Below are 444 nucleotides of genomic sequence, written 5' to 3'. Positions count from 1 at the left end.
CTATAAGCGGGGCTTTTAATAAATGGTGCCGACTAACCGAGTCGAACGGTTGACCTACTGATTACAAGTCAGTTGCTCTACCAGCTGAGCTAAGTCGGCACACAAAACTGTGTGCTAAGGCACGTTCAATTTTAAAGATTGAGAACTTTATAAAGCACTTAAAATAAAAAAACCTTGCATAAGCAAGGCTTTTCAATAAATGGTGCCTCGACGCGGAATCGAACCACGGACACGAGGATTTTCAATCCTCTGCTCTACCGACTGAGCTATCGAGGCACATAAACTGTGCTAATTAATTGTGATACTTTACAATTAACTTTAAATAAATGGTGCCGACTAACCGAGTCGAACGGTTGACCTACTGATTACAAGTCAGTTGCTCTACCAGCTGAGCTAAGTCGGCACACAAAACTGTGTGCTAAGGCACTTTATCAATTTTAAAGA

General features: G+C 41.4%; 3 tRNA genes. All 3 read right to left on the bottom strand.

The features are described from left to right. Positions 1-23 precede the first annotated feature (23 nt). Positions 24-99: transfer RNA gene (locus tag H4J50_RS19140), tRNA-Thr, on the bottom strand. Positions 100-200: 101 nt separating this feature from the next. After that, positions 201-276 (bottom strand) — tRNA-Phe (locus H4J50_RS19135). A 51-nt stretch (positions 277-327) separates the two neighbouring features. After that, positions 328-403 (bottom strand) — tRNA-Thr (locus tag H4J50_RS19130). Positions 404-444: the final 41 nt, after the last annotated feature.

Source organism: Colwellia sp. 6M3 (assembly GCF_014077595.1).
In the GTDB taxonomy this organism is placed as follows: domain Bacteria; phylum Pseudomonadota; class Gammaproteobacteria; order Enterobacterales; family Alteromonadaceae; genus Cognaticolwellia.
This window is presented reverse-complemented; position numbering and strand designations above follow the sequence as displayed.